17 protein-coding genes are annotated in these 16,256 nt (G+C 44.9%); 9 read left to right on the forward strand and 8 right to left on the reverse strand.

Annotation, left to right across the window (positions count from 1 at the left end; genetic code table 11):
* From F6K51_RS25965 to F6K51_RS25980, 4 genes are all read right to left on the reverse strand, one after another.
* Window positions 1–469 (reverse strand): GTPase (locus F6K51_RS25965; protein WP_293025559.1); only part of this gene is annotated, 469 nt, incomplete at its 3' end.
* A gap of 13 nt (window positions 470–482) precedes the next feature.
* On the reverse strand, window positions 483–614 hold the full coding sequence (locus F6K51_RS25970; protein ID WP_293025561.1) for a hypothetical protein: 132 nt from the start codon (window positions 612–614) through the stop codon (window positions 483–485).
* The gene (locus F6K51_RS25975; RefSeq protein WP_293025563.1) at window positions 595–1,662 is read right to left on the reverse strand and encodes a folate-binding protein; all 1,068 of its coding nucleotides are present in this window, start codon (window positions 1,660–1,662) and stop codon (window positions 595–597) included. The genes F6K51_RS25970 and F6K51_RS25975 overlap by 20 nt, the downstream gene beginning before the upstream one ends.
* Window positions 1,652–2,050, reverse strand: coding sequence for a hypothetical protein (locus F6K51_RS25980; protein ID WP_293025565.1), 399 nt, complete (start codon window positions 2,048–2,050; stop codon window positions 1,652–1,654). Before F6K51_RS25980 ends, F6K51_RS25975 begins: the two co-directional genes overlap by 11 nt.
* Before the next feature lie 473 nt (window positions 2,051–2,523).
* On the opposite strand from F6K51_RS25980, the gene F6K51_RS25985 reads away from it, so the two are divergent.
* Window positions 2,524–4,788, forward strand: a complete 2,265-nt coding sequence (locus F6K51_RS25985) for a protein kinase (RefSeq protein ID WP_293025567.1) — start codon at window positions 2,524–2,526, stop codon at window positions 4,786–4,788.
* Here the strand turns inward: F6K51_RS25985 and F6K51_RS25990 are convergent.
* Entirely contained in the window at window positions 4,785–5,042 is a 258-nt protein-coding gene (locus F6K51_RS25990; protein ID WP_293025569.1) for a hypothetical protein, read from the reverse strand. The genes F6K51_RS25985 and F6K51_RS25990 overlap by 4 nt on opposite strands.
* A 1,150-nt stretch (window positions 5,043–6,192) precedes the next feature.
* Between F6K51_RS25990 and F6K51_RS25995 the strand changes: the two genes are divergently transcribed.
* The 8 genes from F6K51_RS25995 to F6K51_RS26030 all read left to right on the forward strand — a co-directional run bounded on the left by F6K51_RS25995 (window position 6,193) and on the right by F6K51_RS26030 (window position 13,923).
* Entirely contained in the window at window positions 6,193–6,426 is a 234-nt protein-coding gene (locus F6K51_RS25995) for a hypothetical protein (protein WP_293025571.1), read from the forward strand.
* Between the two features lie 1,419 nt (window positions 6,427–7,845).
* Entirely contained in the window at window positions 7,846–8,112 is a 267-nt protein-coding gene (locus F6K51_RS26000; RefSeq protein WP_293025573.1) for an SPOR domain-containing protein, read from the forward strand.
* Window positions 8,113–8,374: 262 nt separating this feature from the next.
* Window positions 8,375–8,764 (forward strand): hypothetical protein, encoded by a 390-nt coding sequence (locus F6K51_RS26005; protein WP_293025575.1) that lies wholly within the window; start codon window positions 8,375–8,377, stop codon window positions 8,762–8,764.
* A gap of 91 nt (window positions 8,765–8,855) precedes the next feature.
* A complete protein-coding gene (locus F6K51_RS26010) occupies window positions 8,856–9,035 on the forward strand; it encodes a hypothetical protein (protein WP_293025577.1) in 180 nt (59 codons plus the stop codon).
* Window positions 9,036–10,332: 1,297 nt separating this feature from the next.
* Complete coding sequence (locus F6K51_RS26015; RefSeq protein WP_293025579.1) at window positions 10,333–10,689, forward strand: hypothetical protein; 357 nt, start codon at window positions 10,333–10,335, stop codon at window positions 10,687–10,689.
* Window positions 10,690–10,901: 212 nt separating this feature from the next.
* Window positions 10,902–11,261: a hypothetical protein gene (locus tag F6K51_RS26020; RefSeq protein ID WP_293025581.1), complete on the forward strand. Its 360-nt coding sequence runs from the start codon at window positions 10,902–10,904 to the stop codon at window positions 11,259–11,261.
* A gap of 578 nt (window positions 11,262–11,839) precedes the next feature.
* A complete protein-coding gene (locus F6K51_RS26025; protein WP_293025583.1) occupies window positions 11,840–12,799 on the forward strand; it encodes an iron-containing redox enzyme family protein in 960 nt (319 codons plus the stop codon).
* Window positions 12,800–12,804: 5 nt separating this feature from the next.
* Entirely contained in the window at window positions 12,805–13,923 is a 1,119-nt protein-coding gene (locus tag F6K51_RS26030) for a hypothetical protein (protein ID WP_293025585.1), read from the forward strand.
* Between the two features lie 139 nt (window positions 13,924–14,062).
* On the opposite strand, the gene F6K51_RS26035 is transcribed toward F6K51_RS26030, so the two are convergent.
* From F6K51_RS26035 to F6K51_RS26045, 3 genes are all read right to left on the reverse strand, one after another.
* The gene (locus F6K51_RS26035; protein WP_075901334.1) at window positions 14,063–14,539 is read right to left on the reverse strand and encodes a helix-turn-helix domain-containing protein; all 477 of its coding nucleotides are present in this window, start codon (window positions 14,537–14,539) and stop codon (window positions 14,063–14,065) included.
* 150 nt (window positions 14,540–14,689) lie between these two features.
* Window positions 14,690–15,202: a GNAT family N-acyltransferase gene (locus F6K51_RS26040; RefSeq protein ID WP_293025587.1), complete on the reverse strand. Its 513-nt coding sequence runs from the start codon at window positions 15,200–15,202 to the stop codon at window positions 14,690–14,692.
* Between the two features lie 180 nt (window positions 15,203–15,382).
* Window positions 15,383–16,108 carry a class I SAM-dependent methyltransferase gene (locus tag F6K51_RS26045; RefSeq protein WP_293025589.1) on the reverse strand — a complete coding sequence of 242 codons (726 nt, stop codon included), beginning with the start codon at window positions 16,106–16,108 and terminating at the stop codon, window positions 15,383–15,385.
* Window positions 16,109–16,256: the final 148 nt, after the last annotated feature.

A 16,256-nucleotide genomic window follows, 5' to 3' on the forward strand; every position in this document is an offset into this window, starting at 1 on the left:
ATTCTCCTGTACCATTGCCATGAATTGCTGAGACCGGGAAGGGTTCTCCTAAATTCAGTTCCCAAAACTGGGAGGCTAGGATAATTCCTTGCTGGGGCGATTCACATTTATTGACAGCTAGCACAACTGGCACATGTTGTTGACGTAACCATTGCGCGATCGCTTCATCTCCAGCTGTCGGTCCTGCTTGACCATCCACCACTAACACTGCTGCACTCGCTTCAGCCAAAGCTGCCATTGCCTGTTCTCGAATCAAGGGCAAGAACTCGGTATTGTCATCAAAGACCAAGCCGCCAGTATCCACAACCAGGTAGTCTCGGTCTTGCCAGAAAGCTGGGCGATAAGTGCGATCGCGGGTTACTCCTGGTTGGTTGTGGACAATAGCATCGGTCACTCCTGCCAAACGATTGACCAGGGTTGATTTCCCCACATTCGGGCGTCCGATAACTGCAACAATTGGCAGGGCCATAAACTGGATGTCCTCAAATGAGGAGTGTGAATGCTTTAGTCTTTAATTCTATCGCAGTTCTCAACTGGGTCAGGTCACTTGTCCTAGGGAGTAGGGAGTAGGGAGTAGGGAGTAGGGAGTAGGGATTACTCAGGGCTGGGCTCATAATAATCATGACTCAAACCAGGTACAGCGACAATTTCCCCTTCGATGTCCCCTAACAGAACTTTCAATCCTGCACCACCAGCCTTAGTGCGGATATAAGCTAAACCAAAGACTCCCTGGTCAGTTTCGGTCACACTGGTGAGCTTGCCCACTTTTTCCCCATCTACGGTGATGGCGCTCCCTAGGTCAGTAGGAGCACTTAAGCGGATACCCCATAGTCGTTGCTTAACTCCTTTGTAGGTATTCAAGCGCGCAATGGTTTCCTGACCAATGTAACAGCCTTTGCTGAAGGAAATGGTTTGCCACAAACCAGCTTCGAGAGGATTGTAATCTTCTGTCAGTTCATGACCAGGCGCAGGGCGTCCCTGTTGGATACGCAACTGTTCCCAAACGCGATCGCCTATGGGGATTGCTCCTGCTGTGGTTAAGGTTTGCCAAACCTGGGCAGCATTCTCGGCAGGGCAAATTAGAGTATATCCAGGCATTGCTAAGCCACTCCCTACAGCGATGCGGACTTGATTATCCCCGAGCATCAGTTGCTGGTGACTAGCATCTTCTGCTGATATCTCCACACCCAACCCTGTTAAGAGGGCATTACTTTCTGGTCCCATCAAGGAGAAAACAGCATGGTGATCCGATACATCCTGCAATGCGACTCGATCCATGGGAAAGATATAACGATCCAGCCACTCCATGATCTGCTGACGGCAATTTGGAGAAACTAGCAATAGCACCGCATCTGCTAAGATATAGGCAGTAGCTAGGTCGATAGTCCGAGCTGTAGATGTAACAAAAACCGTCTCACAGCCTTGGCCTGGCTGTCGTGTTTGGAAGTCATTGGTGCTTTGATTGTGTAGATAGCGTAGTCGGTCATCACCAGATACTTTTATCAACCCCCAATGGCAACAATCAACTAAGGCAACTCCCTGACGGGCTGCTTCAATCTCTGCTCCATCATTGCCAAAGCTTACTGGAATCATCCGTGAAGCCACCGACTCAAACTTTGCCCCAGCCAGGCGCTGGACATCTAGCAATTGGTCATTTTTCATTGTTATCTACCAGTGGCAATCCTGCCACAACTTCTTCTACTAGCTGTTTGGCTTTAGCATCTAGACACTGCCAATCCACAACACCAGCCTGATCAATCAGCATCGGATCAATTTCTACTGGCTGAGTATCTAATTCAGACTGGGTTGGTCTATAGTCACGAAAACAGACTTGAAAACACAAATCCCATAAATTAATGGCAACTGAAGTATCTTGATGTGCTAAACACAACTCATAGCCCGGTATGGGTGTAGTAACGTTTTTATAGGTGACTTTCCAGTTTGTTGGCTCCAACTGTCGCCCAATTTGGTCTATTATACGAATAAACGTAGGTTGCATCAGCACTTGAGCTTGTTCCCATGCCAGGGTATCCTTAAATAAGGGTTTCATTAATTAACTCCCAAACATCCCTTGAAGGGGGTTATTCTACCAGACATATAATAAAACAGCAATTATTCACAGGCTATCCGTCGCTCTTAATACTATACCGATAATCGTAAGCGTTCAGCGGTCAGCGGTCAGCGGTCAGCGGTCAGCCTTTAGCGGTCAGCCCTCAGCCCTCAGCCCTCAGCCCTCAGCCCTCAGCCCTCAGCCCTCAGCCCTCAGCCTCTAGCTGATAGCCTCTAGCTGATAGCCTCTAGCTGATAGCTGATAACTGATAACTGATAGCTGATAACTGATAGCTGATAACTGATAGCTGAATGCTGATAACTGATAGCTGAATGATAATCAGAATATAAATTGTCACAATCCTGGTCAATAATACCGATCAGCGTATGTTAAACATGAGACAGTTAGCACCCCGCCCCCTTGGTGCGGAGTTTTAAACTTCCTTTTTGTGAACTCTTAGGCACATCAATCCTATGTTAGGCAAGTTACTGGACGGGCGTTACCAAGTGACTCAAGTCCTCGGTTCCGGGGGATTTGGCAAAACCTATTTAGCCAAGGACACGAAGCGTCCAGGTAACCCAAGCTGTGTTGTTAAGCAACTTCAGCCTCCCAATGGCTCTCAGACATTTTTAGAAACTGCTCGACGCCTATTTAGTAGGGAAGCTGAAACCCTTGAAAAGCTGGGAAATCATGACCAAATTCCTCGGCTACTTGCCTACTTTGAAGAAGACCATGAGTTTTACTTGGTGCAACAGTTCATCGAAGGGCATCTCTTGAGCCAAGAGTTGTCCCCTGGTCACCGATGGCAGGAAAAACAGGTGATTGGGCTATTGCAGGAAGTCTTAGGTATTTTGGAATTTGTCCACCGTCACGGTGTGATTCATCGCGATATTAAGCCCGACAACCTGATCCGACGCACGGCAGATAAAAAGTTAGTGTTGGTGGACTTTGGTGCAGTTAAGCAAGTTCAAACTGAGCTGGCTAGTGCCTATAGACAAACTCACCATACTGTGGTAATAGGCACTCCTGGCTATATGTCCAGTGAGCAGGCTTTGGGTCAGCCCTGTCCCAGCAGTGATATTTATGCCCTAGGGATTATTGGGATTCAGGCACTAACTGGAATGGTACCAGATCAGTTTCACGAAGACCTCAATACTGGTGAAGTAAACTGGCAATCCCTGGTGTCTGTGAGTGTAGGATTGGCGAATGTCCTTACTAAAATGGTTCGCTATCAAGTCAAAGACCGTTACCAGTCGGGATCGCAGGTTTTACGAGACTTACAGAAATTGAGTACTAATTCAAAACCGTACTCCATCAATTCCCCGACCTACTACTCAATTCACAATATCCCTACAGTTGAAGAAAACTTCCCACCGGAGCAAGTACCAACCCCGTTCTCAGAGCAAAAAACTTGGGACGCAAATGTTGATAGGGGTTCTACTCCAAATAAACCAGCACCTTCTCCGTTGCCTCCAACTAAGGCGGATAGATCGGATAATTTGTCTCTGATCATTGGCACTGGCATTGCCCTAGTTACTTCCTCGATAGCTGGTATGGTCTACTCGATGCGTTCTAGCTCTTGGTCACCACCTAGAATAGCGCAACCAATTCCTAATAGGAGTACACCCAATCGCCGTCAAGCTCCGGTGGTATATGAGCCACCAGCCCCAGCTGCCCCAGGTAATTGCCAGGTGACAGGTAGTAGGTTGAATGTGCGCTCCGAGCCGAACGGGTCAAAAGTTGGTAAGCTGAATCAGGGAACCAGTCTGGTTCTAACTGGTAGTGGACAACCTGGCTGGGTAGAAATTAGTTCACCGGTTAACGGGTGGGTGTTTACAAATTTGACTGACTGTGTATCGACGGTTGAGCCAGTGGTGGCAACTGCTCCCAAGAGAAACGTTCCTAAGAGAAACGTTCCTAAGCAAAAAGTGTCCCCAAAACCAACACCTGTCGTCAAGAGGGCTCCATCACCACCACAGACCCGTCAGCCAACACCAGCACCACCGGTTGTTGATAATGGCTCACTAATTTTGGCAAGGGCAGTGGAAAACTATCAGGCAGGAGATATCAAGAGGGCAATTGCGATCGCACAAGATGTGTTGCCTAGTAGTGCTGCTTTCAATGGTGCCCAAACCAAAATTGACCAATGGCATAATGAATGGGTATCCTTTGAACGCAAATTTGATCAGATTCAACAAGCCTATGAACAGGGTCGGTGGCAAGATGTGTTGAACTATGCTCAGAACAGCAATTTGCCATCAGGAGGCTATTGGCGTCAGAAGTTAAATCGAATCATTGCTGAAGCTAGGCAGCAACAAGCTCAAGTGGAAGCTAAAAGAAAGCAACTCGCTGTACAGAATCAAATTGGCTCTAGAGCAAACCAAGCGATTTCTGGGTCACAACCAGACTTAAATAAAGGTATTCAAAACAATTCACAGCCTGCTCCAAGACCGGTTTCTATTGCCACACCATTGCCTAAACAGCCAGTGGTTACCCGAAAGATAACCACTGCACCACCACCGTCTCAATCTACTAAAATCAAATATTACGTGATACTCAACGACGGGAGTTCTAGTGGTTTAGCAAAAGCCAGGAAAATTGTCCCTGGTGCTTTTTTGGGTCGATTCCCACAAGGGTCTCGAATTCAGATGGGAGCATTCAAAAACGAAGCCAAGGCAAATGCTTTTGCTAACCAACTACGTCAACAAGGAATGTCTGCTTCAATCTATAGACCTTAATCGTTTTGTTGAACGCGTAGCGTGGCCTTTTGGCCAAGGAAAACCTGTGACCCTCGATGGGTTGATTTAGTATGGGTCAGCATATGGGAAACCAGAACTATGGTCTGCTGGCGTCTCTGCCCATGCCCGGTTTGATTGGAAAGAGGATGTTTACGAAATAGCCGAGGAAAGAGAAACTCCCATCCAACGGGTGGCGACTGACCTGCCATAGAGTCAGTTAAATACAGACGAAGCACACAAACGACCAAACTCATGTACCACCATCACCAAGTAGGTAGGGATTTCCGACAATGCATCTGTTGTGCAACCTCACTTGTGGATAAAAGGGCGTACTGGCCTTTTGGTACTGTCGGCGTTTGTCGCGCCTAATGCTGGCTGCATATGTCTAGTAGCGTTAACAAAAATGAGATTTTCGTTGGATTATATAGAATTATCGGCAAGATCAGACTTCTTATAAGCATATAAAAAAGGTTTGTTTTTTTGATCCGATATTAGGTTGCGTACGGTGACTTTGGTCGCAGGGCAAGGGTCCGAACAACGCCGGCGGGCATAAACATGAGACCGGTTGGGTCGTGTATCCATGGTCGAATCGCCCCGTCATTAGAAATACTCTTTCGAAGGCATAGCCATTGCACCCAGTGACCGGCGTGATATTATACCGAAACTTAGACGAGTTTGGCCATAGGATAACCGGTTCATGGCGTGGAAAAAAATCCGTTGACTAGTAGGTGTGGATGATGTGTTTATGACCGGTATGGGTTTTTTTTGTGGTATGAAAAGGTTTTCCCATCACCCAATCTATATTTCAAATGTCCCCACGAGGGATAGACATGTATATGTAACCAGGCGTTCTTTTCAGGAGTAGGCGAGGTATTTTCCGGTGTGGAGCCATGTAATGGTTCGGGTGAGCCGAATATTTCAAGGCGGTTGTATTACTTAATCCCCCGCATTGGTTAAAGGCCAGTACGCGACGGACGACTAGATTTAGGGTGCGGATAAAGAAGAAAAGGCTGGCAACTGTTAAGGATTTTCTCCAAGAATGTTGCACTATCTACAAAGATGTGTTAGACTTTAAGCATAGATTTAATTCCATTAAAGATACTTTGTAACTTAAATTAAAGCCGATAACCAAGGTTTTGGTAGTTACGTTAATTGTCCAGAGTGGAGTTTCATTTATGCGCTAAGCCGGGCTTTGTCTGGGTTTAGCCTTGGGAGATACCCCCTGGCTGCGAGAGCAGCTAGCATTAGTGGGCTAAAATCTGCAAAGTAGATTTTGGTAGCTAAAAAGTATCGGAAACATGATGCCTGGAAAAACAAGGAACAGTAAAGTAGATTATAGGGGTGGGTAGGGTTGAGTAAGCGACCACGACCCTACCCCGTTCGACGAATAAACGAATATCATCAGTGGGTACATCAAATGAAGACAAAAAATCAACCGTTAAGAGGGGAAAAAAGAGAATATCACCGAAAACCCCATCAAAGGCATGCCGTTCTTTGGCTAGTGGTGGTGCTGTGCGCGTTCAGTATGCTTGGGACCCCATCATCTGCCATGGCCCAGAATCAGGTAAACAAAAAAGATCCTTGCGTTATTACGAAAACCGACCCGTTCTGTGTGGAACGACTATCGCCCCAGGATGAGATATCGGTGAGAGGAAGGGATCAAAGTGCGGGAAAGGTTTTGTGCTTTCATATGCAGTTAACTGTCCCCGAGAACCAGATCTGGCAGGACGCAGTGGTGAGATACTTGAAAGCAGAGGTCCCCCCGAGGTGGATAGAAGAACCGGTGAGCAAGGGAGAGCCATGGTATCTTTACGCGAATGGGCTCTGGACAGAGATCCGCATAGTGAATAAGGGACCGGCACCGCTCGACTTGGTGGCATCGGGCGTTTACCGAAGTCGATGAAGAGGCAGATAACCAAGACAAGTGCGTCCGAACGTTCGTAGGGGTAAACCGAGGCGGTGGGTCGAAGCGTGGTCCACCAACCCAGGCGGTGGAAAGGGCCATGGATAAGGCGTAGTTTAACAAGTCTTACCTATCCATAAGCCCCATCAGGCCGAACAAAACACCAGAGAGAAAAAGAGGTACCCGGAAACGGGTGTGAGTTGAATCAAAGGAGAGCTCACCCAGACCCCCAGGTTGACCCTGAACAGGGTATAAGACACTTTAGGCTCAACCGAAGGGTTACACAAGAGTGAAATCCCCTCAGCCATTTCGCCGATATCCCACCTTTCACCCATCGCCACCAGCGTTGAAAATATGCCTCAATGCGCTCACTGGGCGCACAGAGCTCATAAAGCCGAGTCATATTTTCAAGCATCCGTTCCACGGTCTTCCGAGCGATTCCTAAACCCGAGGTCGAAAACCAATAGCCTAGCCACCACGTCAAAACCAACAGGAAATATCTTGGGGGCAAATGCGTACGCACAAGATGTTCTCCGATACTTTTTAGCTACCAAAATCTACAAATCAGATTTTGGCTCACTAATGCAAGCTGGATTTTGCCAGCCAGGGGGTATCTCCCAAGGCTTTACCAGGACTATGCCCGGCTTAGCGCATAAATTTGATTCCACTATTTACAAAAAACGCAACCCTTAAACCCTTGGTTTTCGGCTTTAATGTAAGTCGCAAAGTATCTCTAATGAAACTGAATCTATGTTTAAAGTCTAACACATCTTTGTAGATAGTGCAACATTATTGGAGAAAATCCTTAACAGTTGCCAGCCCTAGTAGTGCCGCTTTCAATGGTGCCCAAACCAAAATTGACCAATGGCACAACGAATGGGTATCCTTTGAACGCAAGTTTGATAAGATTAAACCAGCGACTAGAACAGGGTCGGTGGGTTGATGTATTGAACTATGCTCCGCAACAGCAATTTGCCAGCACATTGGCGTCAGAGGTTAAATCGAATCATCAATGAAGCTCGGCAGCAACAAGCGTGCATTAGAAGCTCAAAGAAAGCAACTCGCTGTACAGCAATCTTATTGGCTCTAGAGCAAAGCAAGAAATTCAAAACAATTCACAGCCTGCTTCACGACCGGTTTCTATTGCCGCACCATTGCCTAAACAGCAAGTGGTTACCGGTCATAAAACTACTGCACCACCACCGTCTCAATCTACTAAAATCAAATATTACGTGATACTCAACGACGGGAGTTCTAGTGGTTTAGCTAAAGCCAGGAAAATTGTGCCTGGTGCTTTTTTGGGTCGATTCCCACAAGGGTCTCGAATTCAGATGGGAGCATTCAAAAATGAAGCCAAGGCAAATGCTTTTGTTAACCAACTACGTCAACAGGGAATGTCTGCTTCAATCTATATCCCTTGATCCAGACCCAGTTATGGAATCGAGCTGACGAAGGAAAATAGACTTTTCGTAATAATTCGTAATATATTTGAGATACAATGGGATGTCGATCTGTAAGACTATTGTATCAGGATAAAAAACCCCGCAATGAAGACTAAAACCGTGTGAGATTTTATGATCACCATGGTACAGGGGTAAAAAGAACCCGACGGGAAAAAGTAAGGATAAAAAAATACATATGGGTCATTTACGATCTTTAGTGGTTCTACTGGTAATAGTGCTAATGCTCACGATGGGAATCGAAAGGAAAGCATGGGCAATAGATCAGGAATATATCTGCGATTTTGGCTCAACCTATTATGCTTGTGGTCCGATGGTTCTTAGTGATGATAAAGTGTTACTTAAAAATCGGGTCCATGGCAGAGTCAAGGTGATCATAATAGCCAAAGAAAGTAGCCAAGTAGAGGTGTGGAAGGAAGGTGAAAGTTATACCCGTGTAGATGATGGACATATTCTACACCGTGGAGAAGAAAAGGAATATTCGATCACGCCGGAGTGGCATTATGCTACGATCCGCGCAATTGAAGGAAGTGTGGTGTTTGCAGGAATTGGATCAGAATTAGAAGAGCAGTTAGGTATAGAAGCATACAAGAATATAATGAGACAATACTAACGAATTTGCGCTTGTATCTGGGGTTTTTTCTCATGCCACCATCGTCTGACCTGCCAGACATCGGCTATAGGCGTGTAAAGGCTCACTAATTTTGGCAAGGGCAGTGGAAAACTATCAGGCAGGAAATATCAAGGGGGCAAATGCGTTCGCCTTTGGCGTGGCCTACGGCCAATCGCACAAGATGTTCTCACGAGATGTGCCGCTTTCAATGGAGCCCAAACCAAAATTGACCAATGGCAAAATGAATCGCGTTGCTCGTGGAATGGAATGATTTTAAGAGTTTTCTGGAATGGGCATATTCCGTGGAACTGGCATCTTGTGTAGAACTGGCATCTTGCCAGTTTCCTCCTTATTTTCGGGCGTTGCTGAATTATAGAATGAATGCGCGACCATCTAGTTTTATTAAAGCCCCCTAAAATACCCCAATTCTGGGGCAGGGCTGTTTCATTCTGGATCTAAGTAACGAGTTTAGAGGCTTTTAGGCATCCCATACCTGAATTATCGAAGGCTGAAATGACGTATCCTTATCAATGCATAAAATATTTTAATTTAGAATGAAATAGCCCTGCTCCCTAGTATGGGTGGTAGTGCAAATTGGAGTAAAAGGGTTTGCCGGAGATGTAAGTACAAAATACCGGAAAAAATTATAAAAAAAAGAAATAAAAAGAAATAAAAAGATTGTACGTGGTATGGTTGAAAACGAAGTACTAAAGAGAGAATCAGAAAGGAATGATAAAATATATATCTTACCTGGTAATTACCCTCATGGTAGTGGTGGTAACGATAAGTGGAATAGCTTTGCCTGCCCAAGCGGACATGTACAATGATATAACTTGCGACCTACGCAAGCAAAGTGAATGTAATAAAAAACTGACCCCGTTCGGATTAACAATTATCCCACCAAGGAAACAAGGAATATCTATAGAGGTGAGTGAGGGAAAGTGGGAACACGAAAAATAGAAGATAGCGATCAGCGAGTTAGGTGAAAAACAGCAGGAGGAGTATGAGATAGAGTATGGTCAGCCCCTCAGACTTGAATACGGGACAGAGGTAAAACCGCTCCAAATTATCAAGCAAAGTGATGTCAAAGCAGATGTTACGGTGAAGACCAAATAAAGCAATGGCTAAAGTATGAAGGTCAGCGGTTTACGCATCTTGTCAATAAACCTGGGGGGGTTCTCAATAAACCAGGCATTATTGTGCTTATTGACAATGGCTTTTCAACAGATAGTGTTTAGTTAATTTAAAAAACACTATCTAAATATAGGATTGAAAAAATTAGATGCGTTTACCCTGGTCAACAAGGAATGTCAGCTTCAATCTAAATCCCATAATAATTAGGGGTTGCGGAATTAAGGAAAGAAAGCGAGTATTAAGTAACTTATTGCCCCAAAAAGTACCCAATTTAGGATGAATAGGAGAGTTTTTTTCACCCATTATTGTGGGGCAAGAGGGGCAAAACCAGACCCCGAAAATGCCACGCAAAAAATTTCCCTTTATGAATATTGCGGTCAGATGATGATATTGTGTTTAAATGCACAGACAAAAAAAGAGAGGAAAAAAGAGAAATGGCCAAAAAACTAGTGCAGTTCATGATGGTAGTGTTGTTTGCGATGATTCTGTATGCCACCCCTGCCAACGCATCTAGCGTCCAAGAATGTAAAGCAAACACCCCGAGTTGTGAGGGGACATTAAAACAAGGAGAAAAATTAATCGTACACTCAGGATGGATGCATCCCAATTCGCTTTATGTGACCCCAAAAGGAAAAGCAACTTATGCGATCACGTATAATTACAACACAGAACAGTATAAGGATGTCACTGAAGAAAAAGAATTCTACACCCTAGGGGAAGTCATGACAATAAGCCTAACGGATGAGCAGGGTGAAGTATCATATAAATCGGTTTCACATCCGCGACGGTAGTTCTCAGCGGTGTCCCAACGGGGCACCATTAATCACACATTGGACCAATCCCAGCATGAATGATCTTATTAGCCAACCAGACGGTATGCCAAAGGGCTTTGTTGTAGATCAGCGACTGAAAACATCCCCTGAAGATGAGATTTTATCAAGTATCGTGAGTGCCACCAAGATGTATTAAGAGACGGAAATCGAAAATTGAACCTTAATCAGAGGTGGTAATTCGTTCTTATGAGTGCGCTGTAGATGAACGGGTGGTTGTAGATTTAGGGTGGGCAGTGCATCAGCAAGTACTGTACCGCAAGCCTAGCGTCAATGTAAGCACTGCCCACCAGCAACAGATAAATCAGCAAGGTAAGAAAAGCGCAGATGTAGGGTGGGCAGTGCATCAGCAAGTACTGTACCGCAAGCCTAGCGTCAATGTAAGCACTGCCCACCAGCAACGGATAAATCCGCAAGGTAAGAAAAGCGCAGATGTAGGGTGGGCAGTGCATCAGCAAGTACTGTACCGCAAGCCTAGCGTCAATGTAAGCACTGCCCACCAGCAACGGATAAATCCGCAAGGTATGAATTAGGATTGCTCTAGTAAGGAACTTGTGGGCAGTGGTGGGCAAAATTTAGATGATCTAGACTACTCCAAACCACCAAGGTGTTTTTGCCCACCCTACAAGCTGCTAAGCAATTGTGCGTAAGTCTGTCAGAGATATTGACTAGGTAGGTAGGAAAAAAGGGAACCATAAGAAGGACAAGGCAAACAGGGGAAACAGAATGCTGCATGGTTAAGTCATCGCTGTAAACCAGTGTGCTTTTAATTCCTTTATTTCAGGACTTACGCACACAATCCATGGGTAGGGGGGCTGGGTATCGTTTTGCCCCCCTAGCCCCCCAATTTTGGGGGGAACAAGACTTTGAAAGTCCCCCAAAGTTGGGGGACCCACGGGGGCTTGACCTAAATCAGACGTTTGCGCATTCTTTCCAAGAATCAGCAACGCCATATTTATCCGTGCTTTATCGGTATAGTAAAACCGTTGATCTGACTTGACCGTCATGAAATCTGCCCACTGCTCCTTGATCTGCTAACTTCTTCCTGTTGGGCCTAAGCTTTCATTGTAGAAAACTGTAAAAACACTATTACTACTAGTGAACTTAGGTCATGCAAGACTTTCTAGAATATATGCGGACTCTACAGGTCTGGCAGCAGTTAGATAGACCCACCCAAGCCGAATCACCCAACAGCTTTTCCATCGCTACCATCCAAAGTCTGGGATCTCCCCAGCAAATTCCCGATTATGCCCGAAATCATGCTCTACTCCAGCATCCCTGGTTGCTGAGTTTCCAAAATCCACCGTTAAGGCACACTCACCTAGAGGATTTAGCCACTACTGAGGAAAAATTAGGAGTCTTAGTTGCTGATCATCCCCGATTATCCTCTTTAATCAGGGAAACTAGCGTAAGTCGTAATCTAGAAACTTGGCTCAAGCAGCGTTATCTGATTAGTTGGTGTTTCCCCAATTGGCTCACTGCTGTTGCTTCTAAGCTACCTACACCCCAAACCCGAATCCCTTTATTAAAGAATCTCTATGAAGAACACGGATTATCGGGGAAATCTGGTCATAGCAAACCCCATCCTCAAATGTGGCAGCAGTTATTTGAAGAATTATCAGCGATGGACCTACTGTCACGCTACGCGATCGCACCAGGTGAGTCGATACCTCTACCAAAGTCATCACAAGAATTATTACCAGGAACCCAACGCTTCCTGCAAATCTACACCACTGCTTGCTTCCAATACCCCGCTGCCTTTGGATTGGGGATACTGGCTTTCACGGAATCTATCCTACCCTATGAAAACCAACTGATTTTAGCAGGTCTGAAAAAACTGGGTATTTCCACCAAAGGACAAGAATTCTTTGCCGTTCACTGCGACTGTGATCAAGACCATGCTGAGGAAATTTTAGATGTGATTGAGCAGATCGCTAATTCTCCCCAAACCCTTTGGCAAGTTAGGCAAGGGGTGGCAATGGCAGTAAGAGCTCGTCAGGGATTTTACGACGATTTGCATCGAGAATTGGTACTGCTGCGTCAAGAAACTGTTGAATCCGGTCGAGGTTGAGGACTTTGGCGATTGATAAAGTCATCCCCCTGGTGCTTTTCATTGCTGTTGGTTATGCCCTGAGAGGGAAATTTCAAAAACCTGTAGCAGTTGGTGCTATTAAAACGTTAATTATCAATGCCTTACTTCCTGCCGCTCTATTCCTATCCACGATCAAAATTGATATCGGTCAAGGTTTACTGTCGCTACCGGCATTCGGACTTGCTATCAATGTCTTCTTGTTAGGAATTGGATGGTTATTGACAGGTTTGGTGATTCCTCGCAAAGAAAAAGCCAAAGCCCGCTCGTTGATATTGATGTTTGCGTCTTTAGCTCCTGGTTTAACAGTTTATCCGTTTACTCAGGAATTTTTAGGTGAGCAAGGACTAGCTCTAGCCGGGTTGGTAGATGTGGGGAATAAATGTTTTGTGCTAATCGGTCTTTATGCTTTAGCGATCTATCTACACCAACGCAGTGTTGATACTTCCCACATCAATCTCAGCAAATTCAAAACTATTGGACTGACTCTGATCCAAGAACCAGCAAATTTGGCGTTGTTACTGGGTTTGTTGATAGGAGCATTAAATCTAGGTAACACACTTATCCCAGAAATAGTTTTGCAGGCCCTGCAACGGTTAGCGGCTTGCACTACTCCCCTGATTCTGTTTTTTGTAGGGATTTCTCTGAAGCCTAAAACCTTGAAATTACGGGAAATTTTACTAATTTTACTCGTCCGCTCAGCAGCAGGATTCTGGTTTAGTGCAGGAGTACTGATTTTGTTTAAACCAGATACATTGGCAGAAACGTTACTAGCTGTAGTTTTACCCCAAAGCGGATGCAGTTTGTGGCCGTTGTTGTATGCTTCCCAGATTAATATGCTCGACCAAGAGCAATATCGGCGTACTCACCCGACATTTGATACGGAATTTGCTCTAGGATTACTGAGCACTTCTATTCCGATATCGATTGGTGTTAATTTAATTATTTTTTCTAATAGCGCGTTTTTTATCTCTCCATCCCATCTGGGATTAGTCGGAACTATCCTTTTGCTCCTGTTCAGTATAGCAAAGGGAACAGGGAACAGGGAACAGGGAACAGGGAACAGGGAACAGGGAACAGGGAACAAAAATTATCACAATTCCTAAACGGATCCCTATCTGATTTAATAGACTTCGCGGCAGTTGTCGGGAACAGGGAACAGGGAACAGGGAACAGTGGACAATAATTGACGCAAACAGTATTAGAAAAATACTTTTGCAAGAGGTCTAATTTTGGTAGTGAGCATTAGGCAGTAGCAGGAAAACTGCCACCAATGAAATGGATATCACTGAAGGTTTCGTTCGCGTAGCGTGACCGTAGGTCAATCCACAGACGAGCGCCACAACGCAATGGATTATCTGGCTGATAGACAATCCGACAAGGACCGAGGATTTCTACTTGATTGCCGTATAGATTGTCGCCGCTTCGTTTTACTGAAATCACTGGCTGACGCTCTTCTGGACTTTTGTGATTGTTGCTGCCAATGCGATTGCGGTTGACATTGATCTTGGCCAGAGCAGGAGGACGAGTAGTACGCCATTTGCCCTTTGGTCCACGCTTCTTTTCAATGATTTGGGGCAGATTGTTGAACAGAGGAATAATCCAGAATTTTCCGCTTTTATAAGCACCCCGGACGCGACCATCATTGAGGAGTTGGCGCAAGCGTCGAGAAGAAATACCTAAGAGAGAGGCGGCTTCAGTAGTACAAACGGACTTGTTCATCAGTGGACTTCCTTTACTCTTCCGATATCACTATTATAAGGCAAAAAGTTAGCTGAGGTGGTGTTTGTAAATTATTGTTAATATTTATTTACAAACCCACCTCAGCTCAAGGGGAATCTAAATTGAAGTTTTCGACATTATTCTGACTAATTAAATATGGATTTGCATGGGGATGATGCTCGGGTCTTTGGTGTAGGTAGACTTAACAGAGGGATCATAGAGTGGTGGTCCCACCTGTGAGAAGCCATACCTTTTAAACAGCGGAAGATTATGAGGTAGAAGCGCAACCAGCATAATCGAGGCATTATGCTCTTTTGCGACCTTAACAGCAGAAGAGATAATCTGATTAAAGGGGATTTTTCCTCGCTTTTCTTTGAGGACGACCAGACGTGACATTTCACAGACCTTTTTTTGATCAAACTGCTTGAGGTCAAACCCACTTTCCTCTATCGGTAGTCCAAGAGAGTTGTTAGGGAAGACAATTCGGTAGGTTCCTACAACAGCGTTGGAATCAACAATTTGTATATAAACTGAGACAGGATCGTAGTCATCAGGTATCTGCATCCCGAACAACTCTAACTCCTGGTGAAAGATGGAGACCTGCATTTGATGGCAAAGGTCTAATTCCTCAGAGATGCTAACCTGCTGAATGGAAATGGTCATTGATAGTCTTTTTGTTCTAGTCTGTTAAAACTGGGAAATTTTTAACCAATTTCCCTCGATAAAGCCCAGGAAAATAGGACTGACTCACTGTTAACGGAATTTGGTGATCGTGAGTAGTTGAAAATGAGCCCCCAGAGGGCTGAGACGCTTAATTTTCGTTTTATAAACCGTCATTGAAGATTACCGCTTTTTGTAAATTGCAAAGCGATCGCCATTGTTCGTGCCTTGAAAATCAAATCCCGATTCTGTTAACATTTGACGAGTAGTTTCCGGTTTAAAAACGGTAATTGTGATTTGTTCTTGAGCTACAATTTCTACATCTTTCTTAAAGAAATACCTTTTTTCAAAGGTATAATAGTTTGGGGTATCTTCCCCTTCTTCAATACACTGGGAATAAACAATCCCTTCACCCAGGGATTTGTCAAAGTCATCATGGGGTTTTTGCAGGTGTAGCAATAATAATCCCCCTTCTTTTAAGTGGCGACCTACATTTGCTAACCCTTGACGATTGGCTTCAAGACCGGGAACGTGACCCCCAAATTGCCATTGAGCTTGATCCCCCCTATCAAGAATTCCCCAAACTCCTCCATTGGATATCGCTACATCGAACTTGGCGTTTAAGTCCATTGTTACCGCATCAGCTTCAATCAATTTAACCTGATTTACCAACCGTTGTTTGGCAATTTCAAGCATGGATGCGGTAAAGTCAATTCCCGTAAACTCGCAGGTTGGATCGAGTTCGATGTACTTTTGAGCCAGTAGTCCTGTTCCTACACCCAACTCTAGAACCTGACGACCATCACCCACTATCGAGTGGGCTTCCTTAGCTAGGCTCTGATAGTCGTAGTAACCAGATGTCACCCACAAATCGTAATATTTGGTAATCTCTGTATATTGATTGACCATTTTGTCTAGAAATTGAACGAATGAACAACGGAAAATTTTGTATGTTATCTGCTTGAGGGTTAATCTCTACGGATAAGCATGGATCAAAGTTCCGACTTCTATTTAGAGTCAGCACTTAGCCAAAATTACCGGTCTTATTTTACAGTAA

This window comes from Moorena sp. SIO3I8, assembly GCF_010692325.1.
Lineage (GTDB): Bacteria > Cyanobacteriota > Cyanobacteriia > Cyanobacteriales > Coleofasciculaceae > Moorena.